Consider the following 14,016-nt stretch of genomic DNA (forward strand, 5'->3'; position numbering starts at 1 on the left):
GTTTGAAAAAAGGTGTATAGCTGTCTACTTTAAGTGGTACAGCCTTTATCAGACTTGATTATATTCAAATTAATTTACTTATTGTGTTTGTATTTAATTCTGCTGCTTTGAGAGAATTATAAAGAGAATTTGTATGCCTAACAGTAAAGTTGGGGTGGTGATACCAACATACAATGAAAAAAATAATATTGTTAATACGTTGAACTCTATTGTTCATAATAATACGACTGATGTAAAAATTTACTTATCTGACGATAATTCCTCAGATACCACGGTTGGGTTGGCCGCTGATTTTCTTCAGAAAAATAGAATCCCACATAAAATTATTTTAAACGATGGTAACAATGGGGCAGGCTATTGTAGGAATAGTGCTCTCGATCAAATAGCTGAACCGCTGACTTTATTTTTTGATGCCGATGATCTAATCCTCCCAAATATGTTGGATCGAGCTGTTTCAATTGCTACAAAAGTTAACAGTGATGTTTTGTTGATGGCCTATCAGTGTAGATTTCCGGGAAGCACTATTAATCTCGGTATGGCAGGTGATGACAATTTCATTTTCTACAGAGCGCTTAGAACCTTTGGTAGCAGAACTTTTTCCACTTTTGATCATGATAGCATTCTATGTTTAACATCCTTTCCTTGGAATAGATTGATTAAAACCAGTTATGCAAAAAGGGTTTCCCTTAGATTTTCACAAACGCCTGTACATAATGATGTGTTAGCACATTGGAATTTGCTCACAAATGCTAAAGATATTGCATTATTTGAATCCCCTTTTTGTACTCATAATGTAGATTCCACAGGAAATAGGCTGTCAAATATTTCAGATGCACGGCGTATAGCTGTATTACAGGTTTTTGATGAGGTTGAAGACTTCTTTAATAAGAATATTAACCTTAGAGATAGATTTTACCACTTGTATGTTAAAAGCAAGTTAGCATTGTTTAACTGGTGCTGGCGTAATCTTGACGAAGAGTATAGGGGGAGCTTTCAATCTCAGTTTACAAGATCTTTTCTATCTTTGAGTAATGCGGATTTGAGAATGCTTTTTGACAAAGATCCAGATACTGCTAATTCTGTATTAGATTACCGAACTTCAGTGGTATGCGCATGATTTCGATTGTCGTTATTTCAAAGTCTAGCGGTGTCTATCTCAACACCTGTCTGCAGAGTATTATTCGACAGCAATACAAGGATATAGAGATTCTTGTTCTTCATTTTTGCGAAAATGATGAGTGCAGTCGGATTAATAATTTTACAGGTTCAATGCCCAGAATTCGAAGTATTCATATTCCGAGTACTTCACAGATTGATGACCAGCTAATTTTTGAATTTGGGATAAAAAATACTTTTGGTGAGTATGTTGGATTTATCGATGAGGGAGATTGTTGGTACCCTACATTGATCCCTAAATTACAGGATATAGTCAATAGTGAGAATCCAGATGTAGTATTTTTTAGCCATAATACACCCCTACAAAAATTCTCAGAATCCATTGGTGATAAATCCAGGTTTGTTTTAAAAATAAATTCTATAAATGTCAGGAGGTTTTATCGCAGGGACTTTGTTTGTGGAAATAAAATATCCGAATTTATTTTGGGTTCCTGCGTTAATGGTCACTCTCTACATTGGATAACAACCGTCAAGGCTAAATCAATATTAGTTTTGCCAGAAATTGGGTCGTATAGTTTAGTCAACATGGATGAAAAGAAAAGTGATCTAATGGTTCAGCGATTGGTGAATCAATACCATTTTGTATTTGACTACTTAACAAAAAATGCTAGTGATACGGATTATAAGAATGATCTTTTGGGATGTTGGTTACTGTATTTGATAGAATTACGACCGATTTATGGTGATAAAAAAGTAATTTCTCTATTAACCAAATCAAAATTAGTCGAAAAATATACAGAAAGAGAATTTAATGAAGCTTTGGGCAATCTGAAGTTGGACAGAGATAAGCAGAGTTTGGTGAAAGAGTGGTATTCTGACTGCAATAAGATAGGTAAATATTTAAATCTATTTTATAGGTTGCTACCATCAAAGCTATCTAGCTATATACGGCAAAATGGTTTTAGATACTCCATGAGCAGAGGTTTTCAAAATACTTATTATCGACTGCCTGACTGGGTAAAGCCACTGATAAAATTTACCAGGAAACGAGCCAGGAGAAGAGTTTCCAATGATGAATTGCTAGAGAGATTAGAATATCTAATAAAACAGAGCCGGTTTGAGCAGTATATGTCGATAATCAATGAGGATTTTGAGAACAAGCTATCGAATCAAATCACCGAGATCAAGAAGGAGTTGATGGAGCTTAAAAAAGAAGTTCATTAAAGATCTTTTTAGATGCTCCATAAAACAATCCAAAGTCTTAATGTTTAATCTGATTTTTCTGAGTTCCAGCCACCTCCATATCCTTCAGAAGATATAATCTATCCATCCCATAGAGTGGATATATTTTATTAACATTCCACCACACATAAGAACTACCATTCCCCGTAAATAACCAGGATTAATTTTAAATAGAAAATGAGATCCCAGCCAGGCACCTATAACTTGTCCAATCATCATTAAGATTCCCGCAACCCATAAAATTTGACCGGCAAATAAGAATACGATTAAAGATGCGATATTAGTGGAAAAATTGAGAGGTTTTGCATTGGCCGTGGAGGTTAGTAAATCCTGTCCTCTACAGGCAACGCCTGATAAGGCAAAAAATGATCCAGTTCCGGGGCCAAACATACCATCATAGTAACCAATAAATGGGATTACGCCATATTGGTATTTCTTTCTTGAGACCTTGGGTTTAGTACTACTATGAGTAAGGGATGGAGAAACTATAAAATAAATAGCGATGAATAAAAGAACAGCAGGGATAATAAATGACAAAACATCAGTATTAATGAACTGTACTGCTATTGTGCCCATGGCTGCGCCGATAAAGGCAAATAGCATTAGATTTTTAATCCCATCCCAACTGATCTTGTTATTTTTAAGCATCATGTAGGTGGCAGTTGCAGTACCAATACTGCCTTGTAATTTATTGGTGCCCAAGGCAGCTAGTGGCGGGACGCCACTAAGAATAAGGGCCGGTACAGTTATCAGGCCGCCCCCACCTGCTAGTGTATCAAGTAGGCCCGCAATAACGGCGACGAAAAACAATATAAACAATAACTCTACAGAGAGGCTAGCGAACTCCAAGAAGGTATCTCCTTTCGCCTGGTATTATGGTAGATAGTGATTAGTACCAAAAATAATTTTTTAGTCGGTTTGCACCGGAATTCCAAAATTAATAAATCGATTTTTTTCCATGCCACCACATTAGGAAATTCTCTCCCACTGAATATTGGGGCAGGGAGTGGCGGCTTCTTTTAATCCCCTGTTCCTGTTCCATCTCGGTTACTTTTAACTTGGCGGCTTCAAACCATGCCTCAGGATTATTCACTCCCTGATTGAGGGCTTCACCGTAAAGCGCGGAACTAAACCAGGTGCGCTCGGAATCATCGCTACATCCAAAGGAGCTGCGATCCGCAGCGGCCGAAGTAAAGATGACCCGATTGGGGCTATGTAGGGCTTCTACCCATTGACCGGAAAAGCAGGCTGAAACAACGATCCATTGGTACTGGGCGTTAATATTGTCCAGCAATCGTTGCCCATCTTTCAGTGAGAAATCATTTAGGGGAATCTCCCCTTCGGCAATTTTGAAATCTCCATTTCGAGCACCATGGCTGACCAGGTGTATGAGAAGTAAATCTTCTTTGGGGTCCATTAATTGATCAATAGCATTGAGGCTTTCCTGGATACTGGTGCGGGTAGCCAGGGGGAAACCGTATCCGCCGCCGTTACTGAGGCGCAGCATACGTTGGTCAATGCTAAAGGCTTCATCGAGGCGCTCTGCCACCCAGTCCAGCTCCCTGGCAAATACCGGAGAGGTGCCATCACCACCTATCAGTAGGGTGTAAATATCGCGTACGCCGGGCCGCTGTGAGGGGAGGGCGGCTATGGCACTTTGTAAGCGCTCACTCTCACTGTAGAGCCTGGCTTCTGCTTGGGCACCGGGAATATCCGTCTGTGCGCGCCAGGCGTCTTCGCTGGGGTAATAGGTACCCCCGGAGAAATAGGCAGATTCCTCGACAGTGTTTCCTTCAGCATCCGTACTTATTCGTACGCCTTCACCTTCTGCTTCTCCATAGCGGAAAGTAGCACGGATAATCGTACCGTCGGGCTGTGTGAGTTCACCTTCGCCGGAATAGGAGCCGTATTCGAAATTGCCGGTATAACGATGACCATCGCTATCCGAGTAGCTACCTTGTATTAAAAAACCGTTTTCAAAGCTGCCCTGATAAAAGCTGCCATCTTCTGCAGAGAGTTTGCCTTCGCCGTGGGGATCAAAGTTTAAAAACTCACCATGATAACTACCACCTTCATCCCAATTTAAAGTACCGCTTTGCAACTCCCCTTCATGGAACTCTCCCGCCCACTCAGTTTCATCGCAACTATAGCGACCTTTGCCGTGGGGCTCCCCATTGAGGAATTCCCCTTCATAGCTACAGCCATCACTTCCAGTTAATACACCTTCACCTGTCATGCGACCTTCTCGAAAGTCGCCACGATAATGGCTGCCATTGGGCCATTCGAGCTGACCCTGCCCATGAAACAGACCGTTAAGCATCTCGCCTTTGTAAACAGAGCCATCTGGCAAGGCGGTACCACCTGCGAACTGGGTTGGCTCACAGGCGCTGAGTAAGAAAATAAACGGGGTTAAATAGGTGTATCTCATTCCATGATCCAGCGTCCGGCTTTTGGAATCAGACTAACAAAAAAAGATGCCAGAGGGCCTCTATGTTTTATTCAACTGGTCGAATTTAAGACCGTATTTATCTAAAAGTTGGCGTACCCGGTGTGAGTCGTTGTTGGATTTTTTTGAGGTGCGGCTCACTTGAAATAACTTGCGTCCGGCCTCTGCCATCGAATTGGACTCTGCACAAACCTGAATTAGCCCAGCTAGTTTGATTTGCTCGTAGTAATCCATCTGCTCGATGTGGTCACGACCCAACAGTGCTTCGATACGGGCAAGGGATAGTGATGAATCTGTGAGTGGGTTTTGCCATTTAATTCGCAACCTATGGATTTCCTCTTCCACTACCTGAGTCGTGATACGCCCACCGTCGGCGAGGGTACCCATACGCAGGATACTGGCGTTAAGGTCGCGAAAGTTCGCAGACCAGCTGGCCTCGCGGGAGCGCCCAAAACTCAGGTACTTTTCCCGTGCTGCTTTATTAAAGCTGACAAGATGCCCGGATTTCCTGGAGAAAGCCTCCAGCTCAAAATCTATATTGGGTTCCAGGTCTTCAATACGCTCTCGTAGAGAGGGCAGTCGGTAGGTCCATAGATCGATACGGGCGAGCAGGTCCGCGCGAAATTTACCTTCTTGGCAGAGCTGTACCAGATCCCGGTTGGTACCGGCGATCAGCTGGAAGTGACTGCTTACTTCCTTATCAGAGCCGAAAGGCATAAAGCGTTTGTGCTCAATCGCACGCAATAACATGGCCTGCTCATCCAATCCCAACTCACCGATTTCATCGAGAAACAGCAGGCCCTTATCTGCTTCCATAAGCAAGCCTGGCCGGTGGGTGGTGGCACCGGTATAGGCGCCTTTACGATGGCCGAACAGGGCGGACATGGCATTTTCGCCGCGCAGGGTGGCGCAGTTAACGGCTACCAGGCCACCTTCCAGCTTGCCCCGCTGCTTTCGTAGTTCAAAGACACGCTGGGCCAGCTGGGATTTACCTGCCCCTGTGGGACCGGTAATTAGTATGGGGGCGTCGGAGCGAATCGATACCTGCTCCAGCTGCTCGATCATCTGGTTAAAAGCGAGATTGTTGGTCTCGATTCCCCCCTTCAGATAGGTGGTGCCCTCCTGGTGTTCCCTCTGGAAGCGCGAGGCAATCTGGTCGTATTTGGACAGATCCAAATCGATGATTTGGTATTCGCCCGGCAAGCTACTGTTCTTTCTCGCCGGGGAAGTTTGCAGCAGACGTCCGGGGAAATACCCCGCCTCTGTTAGCAGGTACAAGCAGATCTGCGCTACATGGGTACCGGTGGTGATATGCACCAGGTACTGCTCGTCATCCGGCTTGAAGCTATAGGCGCGGGCGAAATCCAGCAGATTGCTATACACGCTCTCGAAATCCCAGGGGTCATTGAAGTTCACCCGGTGGTGGACCACCTCGGTCTCTGGAGACACCCGCGCAATATCTTCTGTGACCTGGTCAGCCAGGTTTTTTGAGTGGTTGTCGAAAAGGAGCTCCAGCCGATCGATCAATAGGTCATCGTGCTGGCACATGGAAATGTTTGGGCGCCACTTATCCCAGCGCTTGTCGCCTTTGCCGCGCCGGTCCTTGCTGGTACCGAGAATACTGATAGCGATTGTCTTCATGCTATCTAAAATATGATTTAACTATCAGAAAAGATAGAAATTTATGAATTCCTTATCTTAAAAAATCTCCTAAAAATTCCTGAGAAAAAATAAATCGTTTAAAAACAATAAGTTACAAGTATTTTTCAACTGTCCGCAAAAGTTGGCACTCAATTCGCTATATCAATAACTAAACGAAACGTATGAATACCAAGCGCGGTTTCAAAAGGAGTGGAAGATGAAACCAATGCCATATGAAGTAATGCAGGCAGGTGGGGTACCGATTAAGTCCTGGACCCTGGGTGTGCCTTTTGAAGATGAGGCCAAAGCGCAGCTCAAAAATATCTCGCAGATGCCATTCGTCCATAAATGGGTCGCGGCGATGCCCGATGTACATCTGGGCAAAGGCGCCACCATTGGCAGCGTAGTCCCAACTCTGGGGGCAGTAATTCCCGCTGCCGTAGGGGTGGACATTGGCTGCGGCATGATGGCGGTTCGCACCAGCCTGACGGCGGCGCAACTGCCGGACAACCTGGCTGGAGTGCGCAGCGCCATCGAACGAGCCGTGCCCCACGGACGTACTGGCCGACACCGGGGGAGAGGGCGGGACAAGGGGGCCTGGGAGAATCCACCGGACGATGCACTTGCCGGTTGGGCGCCTCTGGCCGCCCAGTTTGAACTGCTCAAAGAGAGGCATCCGGTATTAAAAAATACTAATAATATCAATCACTTGGGAACACTTGGCACAGGCAATCACTTTATCGAGATGTGCCTGGATGAACAGGGTAGCGTGTGGTTGATGCTGCATAGTGGTTCTCGGGGAGTGGGAAATCGAATAGGTACTTACTTTATTGAGAAAGCCAAGCGGGATATGGAGCGCTGGCATATCCACTTGCCGGACAATGACCTGGCCTATTTCCCGGAAGGTACCGAGCACTTTGACGACTATGTGCAAGCGGTGGAGTGGGCGCAGGAGTTTGCCCGTATCAATCGCGAAGTGATGATGGCGCGCACTATTAACGCGGTGAAGCAGGCCCTGGGGATGGATTTTGAGGCGCGTATGGAAGCGGTGAATTGTCACCACAATTATGTCTCCCGCGAGCATCATTACGGCAAGGATGTATTGGTGACCCGGAAAGGCGCTGTAAGAGCGCGTACCGGCGAAATGGGCATTATTCCCGGTAGTATGGGCGCCAAGTCATTTATTGTGCGGGGGCTGGGTAATGAGGAAAGCTTCTGTAGTTGTAGCCATGGGGCCGGGCGAGTGATGTCCCGCACCAAGGCCAAAAAGCTGGTCTCCTTGGATGAGCATCGCGCGGCCACCGCCGATGTGGAATGCCGAAAAGACGAGGGTGTGATCGATGAAACCCCATCTGCCTACAAATCTATCGAAAAGGTTATGGCAGCACAGAAAGACCTGGTGGAAATCGTCTACACCCTCAAGCAAGTGGTTTGCGTCAAAGGCTGACGCGTTTTAGGCCAGGGATCGGCCGAACTAAAGCAATTGCCAAAGCATGCAGGTTGCCGGGCGAATTTGCCGGGTTGCCGCAACTGAGTTTGAGTTCTTTAGCCCGTCAGCGGAGCCGGTTCTGAATCCCGGCCTGGCATCACCGCCTATGGCGGCAGGTGTACCCACGGGATAGAAGTTCAAACATTTACTTTGTAGCTCATTTGGTAGAGCAGTCGATAACTTATCGATTGGTAGCAGGTTCGATTCCTGCCAAAGTCCCATCGTTTTCCAAACGACCTGGAAAGAGGCGAGAGCCTGGGGTTCGACTCCCCATTAAAAATCTACCTGGGGTCCGATAGCCTCCCAATACGGTAAATAGGATTTAGCGATTTACTGCGGAGGCATTCTGGCAACTGTGTCGTTAATCGTGGGTCTGCCCTGTGCGATCCAGCGGCAAGATTTATGATTGTGTCTCCAGGCCAAGGATTTTGGCTGCAGGCTCAGGGGGAGCCAAGTGGGGAAAATCGTAATTCCTCTGCCGCTGGGCCTCGCTCGGCACAAACGGTTTACCACCTGTCGCTGGACGGGCCCCACCCTTGCGGCCCATTGGGGTAGCGCAGTATGGAAATGGAATAAAAGATAAGAACCATGATATCTCTGTTCAAAATATGGAAGAACGTGGATGTTGCGGATAGCGAGCGAGTGTTGCTATTTCGCCGCAACCGTTTTGAAGGGGTGCTGCCACCTGGCAGCCATCGTATATCCCTATTGTCCGGTGATGTACGGGCAGAAACTTACGATATTACCGATGTGGTATTCGGTGAAATCAAAGCCAAATTTTTGTTAAACACCTATGGTGAGATCCTTGGTGAATACCTGCAATCCTATGAATTGTCAGACCATCAGGTGGGATTGTTTTACCGGGATAATCACTTGGTCGATATTTTGCCACCGGGTACTTTTCGTGCTGTGTGGAAGGGCAGTGAATCCGTGCGGGTGGAAATCGTGGACATTTCTGAGGAATACGCCATCGATAAAAAAGTCCTGGGCTTACTGGGGCGAGGTGTACGTGCTGGACAAATGCGCACCGCCCTTCAGGCGGTAAGCTACAACGAGATTCCCGATGAGCACGTGGGCCTGTTAATGGTCAACGGTAAGTTGGAAAAGGTGTTACAGCCCGGCTGTTATGGCTACTGGAAATACAACCGCTCTATCGAGGTCAAGGTACTGGACTTGCGGTTAAAAACCATCGAAGTCAGCGGCCAGGAAATTCTGACCAAGGATCGGGTCAGCCTGCGTATCAACTTGACTGGTGCTTACAAAATTGCAGATGCAAAAAAAGTAGCGCTAAAGCTCAGCGATAGTACAGGTTTTATTTATCGCGAATTGCAGCTGCACTTGCGCGAGGCGGTAGGCACTCAAACCCTGGATAGCCTTCTGGCCGATAAGGACAGGCTGAACATTGTGATTGCGACCGGCATCCGCGACAAGCTGGTGAAATATGGTATCGAGCTTACTAGTGTCGGAGTCAAGGATATTATTTTGCCCGGCGACATGAAGATGATCCTTAATCAGGTTGTAGAAGCACAGAAGGAATCTGAGGCAAATCTGATTAAGCGCAGAGAAGAAACCCAAGCAATGAGATCTCTGCACAATACCGCCAAGCTGATGGATAACAACCCGGTACTGTTGCGCTTGAAAGAACTGGAAGCTCTGGAGAGAGTCAGTACCCGCATCGATAAAATTTCCGTATATGGCGGTCTCGATGGGGTGATGAATGAGTTGGTGAAGTTACGCCCTACGGCTTAAAGGCGCCATTCACCAAAAAAAGATGTAAATTTTAAGGAATTAAACAGTGATTGAGATAGACGGCGCCCAGGGGGAGGGCGGCGGACAGATTTTGCGGACTTCCCTCACTTTGTCTGTTTGTTTAGGGGTACCGGTTCGAATTAAGAATATTCGAGCGGGTCGTAAAAAACCCGGTTTGTTGCGCCAGCACCTAGCCTGCTTGCGAGCAGCCAAAGCAATTAGCCATGCCGAAGTTAGCGGCGAACAATTGGGTGCTTCGGAAATAACTTTTGCACCGGGAAAAGTGCGTCCCGGTAAATACCACTTTCCTATTGGCTCGGCCGGTAGTACCAGTTTGGTGTTTCAAACCGTCTTGCTACCGCTGTTATTGTCCGATGGTGTCAGTGAGCTGTGTCTTGAAGGCGGCACTCACAATAAAAAGGCTCCCAGCTTTGATTTTATAGCCCAGGCATATTTGCCCCTATTGGCTCGTATAGGCGCCGGCGTGGAAGTGGTCCTGGATGATTATGGTTTCTACCCTGCTGGGGGTGGCTCATGGCGCACACGTATCCAGCCGCTATCGCAGTGGTCAAAACTGGAGCTGACAGAACGGGGTGAACTTCTGGATGCTGAAGCTGTGGCGACCTCGGCCCATATTCCTGCTCATGTGGCCCAGCGGGAGCTGGCGCAGGTACGTAAGAAGTGTGAATGGCGATCGGAGCGTCTGCATCAAAGGCAGGTGAAGTCCCAAGGGCCTGGTAATGTGCTGTCCCTGCGTCTGCAATCCCAGCAAGTGACTGAGGTGTTCGAGGCTATGGGGCAGCAAGGTGTTAGCGCTGAGCGAGTTGCCGATCGCGCGATTCGGCAGATGCAACGCTATATGCACGCCGGCGTACCTGTGGGCGAACACCTGGCCGACCAATTGATACTCCCATTGGTGCTGGGGGCCGGTGGAAGCTTCACTAGCCTGAAGCCGAGCCTCCATCTCTTGACCAATATCGAAGTTGTGCGTCAGATAACAGGAGTGACCATCGATTTGAACCAAGTGGGAGAGGATCAGTGGCGAGTAGTGGTTGAGAACTGCTAAGAGAAAAGAAAGCCCGATGTTAGGTACAAGGGGCTGGGTTGCCCCAGCCCTGAGATATTGCCAAAGTCGTCGAAAAATTGTTTAAAAACAATAGGTTAGAGTTTTAGTGTTCTCTGTAGATGCAGCGGTAAACCGGAAGGCGATTAAAAGCCCTGCTTTCACACCTTTTGTTCCCCGCATTTGCGGGGCACGTTTACCTCACTAATAGCTATTTGGTTTGCCAGTCCCATCTTTGAGGTAATCCTGAAGACTTCCTGGCAAATAGTAATCCCATCCGCTTTTGCACATCTTCCAGCATTTCATCTCCGGCGAGAGACCGATATGGGTAAAGGTGAGGCGGGTACCACCGGGTTCGCTAGCAAATTCAAAGCGAAGAGTACTGCCTTGCCACTCTTGGGGATCATCAACCTGCTCAGAAACCATATAAGACTCTACACACTCAAGTTCGATTAACTTCTGCGGCACCAAAGCTTTGGCGCGAAACACCCAGTAGGACTCACCGCCAAATCCGGTCTTGGCGGTATCACCCACTGCCAGGAAAGGGCCGCTAGTTGGCGTCCACCATTGGGACATCTTTTCAGCAACTGCCCGGTAAGCTTCTTCCTGAGTGACAGGGCTTAAGAAAGAGGTGGTGTAGTCAGGCATGATTGTCTTTCCCTTTTGTTTTCAGTGCTGGAGCGAATTTGAATATAACTTTTAGCAGCTGGCATTACTTTCACAAGTTTTTTAAGCCCATTAATTTTTCTGGTAAATATGAAACCTATTACGTTTTTTGTTAGTAGCCGCCAGCTTTGTGTTTTAAAATGCGCTTAATCAATATTCTTTCCCGTAAGAAATTTTTATTCATAAACCTCCGGTGAATCTTTCTAAAAGCGAGGCATCAATCTGATATACATCAATAAATCGCTGGGTACTCCGCCTGCATAATTCACTCGCACAGGGATAACTGCTGTGATCGGTAATAGTTTCGATCATATTTGTGCAGTTGCCTTCCACCCAAAATATTTTTGCAAAGGAACGGCGAATGAAACAACAGAAATTATCTACCGTAATTGCGGCCATCATCCTTGGCATTTCCGGCTCTCAGGGAATTGCAGCAGAGAATGAAAGCGCCACACTCACTGATGCACTGACTTCAGGGCAGGCGGGGGTAAATCTTCGTTACCGGGTAGAAAATGTTGATCAGGACAATATGGACGATGTTGCTATCGCCTCAACCTTGAGAACCCGACTGAATTGGACCAGTGGCAGTTACCGTGGTTTTGATGCGTTTTTTGAAGTGGATAACATTAGTGAAATTGGCAACGACAATTACAATTCCACCGTGAATGGCAATACCGAGCACCCCGTGGTTGCCGACCCCCAGGGCACAGAGGTTAATCAAGCTTACTTAAAGTACAGTGGTTTTAACTCTATGGTGATTGCTGGTCGACAGCGCATTAACCTGGATGATCAGCGCTTTATCGGTGGCGTGGGTTGGCGCCAGAATGAACAGACGTATGACGGCCTGCGTTACCAATTTGGCGGGGAAGGGGAGTTGCAGCTGGATTACAGCTATATCTACAACGTAAACCGTATTTTTGGTGAAGACAGTAACCTGTCGGACCTGGATGGGGATATTCAACTGTTTCATGCCAGCTATCCATTGGTAGAAGCGCATAAGTTAACTGCCTTCTTCTACAACCTGGACCTGGATAACGCTGAGAACTTTTCATCCCGTACTTTCGGTGCCGCTTACCGGGGAGATTTTGGCCTGTTCGAAACTCAGCTGAGTTATGCTCGCCAGGAGGATATCGGCAATAATCCCAGTAATTTTGCGGCGGATTATTACCTTGCTGAAGTTGCCGCGCCATTGGGGCCAGTAAAAGGCAAGTTGGGTTATGAAGTTCTGGGTTCTGACGACGGCGTGGGTTTTAGCACACCACTGGCGACACTACACAAATTCCAGGGCTACACAGATAAGTTCATAGAAACTCCAGCAGATGGTGTTGAAGATTTATATATCGGTGCCAGCCTGGCGCTTGCCGGGGGAGATTTGGGAATTACTTACCACAGTTTTGAGGCCAATGAAGGTTCAGCAGATTACGGGACTGAATGGAATATCAGTTACGGTCATGAGTTTAATGAATATTTCTCAGCGTTAATAAAATACGCCGCTTACGATGCAGATGACTACAGTGAGGATACCGATAAGCTCTGGTTGATGCTTACAGCAAAATTCTGATTTTTGTTAATTAACAATTTTCAGGTAGATATAAAAAAGCTGGGCTCCATAAATAAGGAAGCCCAACTTTTTCTTGTCTCAGCAGTAAATTTGCAATCTACTTATCCATTGTTAACAGGCCGGAAACCTCACCTTTGGGGTCCAGCTGGGTATGCAAGTTAACAAAGACCTTCCCATCCATTAGCGCCTTGCGATAGGGCTCCTCCACCATCCACTTGCCCATGATATATCCACTGGTGCCTTCAGCACATTTTTTTGCCAGGCCGTGCTTGCCCTTGTCAGTTTTAGTCTCTGGCCAGTCGGGAACCATACCCGGGTGATTGGGCATTCCGCAGATAGTTTGAATAATTGGGCCACTGGGTTTGCCCGGCTTGCAAATAGGGGGCTCTTTGCCATCGCCTGCACATTGCATATGGAAGTGCGACATTGCCACTCCGCCCTTTGATAGATCGCTGTAACCCACCATAAAGTGCAGCATATGTGACTGTTTGTCGTAGGCGCCAATAAAGAAGCCATCGGCATTTTTGGGTGTTTGCGGATTCACCTTCTTGCCGAGCATATTCTCATTAGCGGTGGTTAAGTCAGATTTAAAGATGGTGAACATCTTGTCATTGCCCGCTTTGGACCAGGCTTTCTCACCACTAGCCCCATGCTTGGCAGCTGATGGATCTTTCTCTTTTTTGTTATGGCTATCGGAAACCGTGAATGCAGAATAAGCCAGCAGAAATACTGCCAACATTAAGAAAGTGGCTCTGGGCAATGAACTCAGTTTCATAAACCTCTCCTCTCTATTAAATCGATATAGTCATTGCTTGATGGAATGGTTGGATGCCAGGCCATCGAGGAGGCTGATATTCACCAATGTCATCGGTGTGAATCACGGGATAGGCTAGCGATAAGTACTTGTAGCATATGGGCTCGCTATTGGCCCTTGGGGGTCAATTTAAGAGTCAGTTTTTTGACGATAGCTACTTGGGTGTCGGAGGAGCTTCAGGATGGAAGAGCGCTTGGATAGGTAATAAGGTCGTTGAAGATAGTTACTA

General features: G+C 46.7%; 11 protein-coding genes and 1 tRNA gene. 7 read left to right on the forward strand and 5 right to left on the reverse strand.

What is annotated here, in order from left to right:
- The first annotated feature begins 133 nt into the window (after window positions 1–133).
- Together ACJJIQ_RS20985 and ACJJIQ_RS20990 are read left to right on the forward strand one after the other, a co-directional pair.
- A complete protein-coding gene (locus ACJJIQ_RS20985; protein ID WP_445362941.1) occupies window positions 134–1,117 on the forward strand; it encodes a glycosyltransferase family A protein in 984 nt (327 codons plus the stop codon).
- On the forward strand, window positions 1,114–2,340 hold the full coding sequence (locus tag ACJJIQ_RS20990; protein ID WP_445362942.1) for a glycosyltransferase family 2 protein: 1,227 nt from the start codon (window positions 1,114–1,116) through the stop codon (window positions 2,338–2,340). The genes ACJJIQ_RS20985 and ACJJIQ_RS20990 overlap by 4 nt, the downstream gene beginning before the upstream one ends.
- A gap of 84 nt (window positions 2,341–2,424) precedes the next feature.
- Here the strand turns inward: ACJJIQ_RS20990 and ACJJIQ_RS20995 are convergent, their stop codons facing one another.
- From ACJJIQ_RS20995 to rtcR, 3 genes are all read right to left on the reverse strand, one after another.
- Window positions 2,425–3,207, reverse strand: coding sequence for a TSUP family transporter (locus ACJJIQ_RS20995; RefSeq protein ID WP_444906707.1), 783 nt, complete (start codon window positions 3,205–3,207; stop codon window positions 2,425–2,427).
- A gap of 88 nt (window positions 3,208–3,295) precedes the next feature.
- The gene (locus ACJJIQ_RS21000) at window positions 3,296–4,786 is read right to left on the reverse strand and encodes a C13 family peptidase (RefSeq protein WP_444926385.1); all 1,491 of its coding nucleotides are present in this window, start codon (window positions 4,784–4,786) and stop codon (window positions 3,296–3,298) included.
- A gap of 60 nt (window positions 4,787–4,846) precedes the next feature.
- A complete protein-coding gene (rtcR, locus tag ACJJIQ_RS21005) occupies window positions 4,847–6,445 on the reverse strand; it encodes an RNA repair transcriptional activator RtcR (RefSeq protein ID WP_445362943.1) in 1,599 nt (532 codons plus the stop codon).
- A 217-nt stretch (window positions 6,446–6,662) separates the two neighbouring features.
- Between rtcR and ACJJIQ_RS21010 the strand changes: the two genes are divergently transcribed.
- From ACJJIQ_RS21010 to rtcA, 4 genes are all read left to right on the forward strand, one after another.
- Complete coding sequence (locus ACJJIQ_RS21010; RefSeq protein ID WP_445362944.1) at window positions 6,663–7,892, forward strand: RtcB family protein; 1,230 nt, start codon at window positions 6,663–6,665, stop codon at window positions 7,890–7,892.
- A gap of 189 nt (window positions 7,893–8,081) precedes the next feature.
- Window positions 8,082–8,153: transfer RNA gene (locus tag ACJJIQ_RS21015), tRNA-Ser, on the forward strand.
- A 369-nt stretch (window positions 8,154–8,522) separates the two neighbouring features.
- Window positions 8,523–9,683 carry a slipin family protein gene (locus ACJJIQ_RS21020; RefSeq protein ID WP_445362945.1) on the forward strand — a complete coding sequence of 387 codons (1,161 nt, stop codon included), beginning with the start codon at window positions 8,523–8,525 and terminating at the stop codon, window positions 9,681–9,683.
- A gap of 46 nt (window positions 9,684–9,729) precedes the next feature.
- On the forward strand, window positions 9,730–10,749 hold the full coding sequence (gene rtcA / locus ACJJIQ_RS21025; protein WP_445362946.1) for an RNA 3'-terminal phosphate cyclase: 1,020 nt from the start codon (window positions 9,730–9,732) through the stop codon (window positions 10,747–10,749).
- Window positions 10,750–10,950: 201 nt separating this feature from the next.
- Here rtcA and ACJJIQ_RS21030 read toward each other — a convergent pair whose 3' ends face one another.
- Entirely contained in the window at window positions 10,951–11,394 is a 444-nt protein-coding gene (locus tag ACJJIQ_RS21030) for an SRPBCC family protein (RefSeq protein ID WP_444892517.1), read from the reverse strand.
- A gap of 379 nt (window positions 11,395–11,773) precedes the next feature.
- Here ACJJIQ_RS21030 and ACJJIQ_RS21035 point away from each other — a divergent pair, with 379 nt between their 5' ends.
- Window positions 11,774–12,973, forward strand: coding sequence for an alginate export family protein (locus ACJJIQ_RS21035; protein WP_445362947.1), 1,200 nt, complete (start codon window positions 11,774–11,776; stop codon window positions 12,971–12,973).
- Window positions 12,974–13,070: 97 nt separating this feature from the next.
- On the opposite strand, the gene ACJJIQ_RS21040 is transcribed toward ACJJIQ_RS21035, so the two are convergent.
- Window positions 13,071–13,748 carry a CHRD domain-containing protein gene (locus ACJJIQ_RS21040; protein WP_445362948.1) on the reverse strand — a complete coding sequence of 226 codons (678 nt, stop codon included), beginning with the start codon at window positions 13,746–13,748 and terminating at the stop codon, window positions 13,071–13,073.
- Window positions 13,749–14,016: the final 268 nt, after the last annotated feature.

The organism is Microbulbifer maximicatervae (SeqCode) (assembly GCF_052468295.1).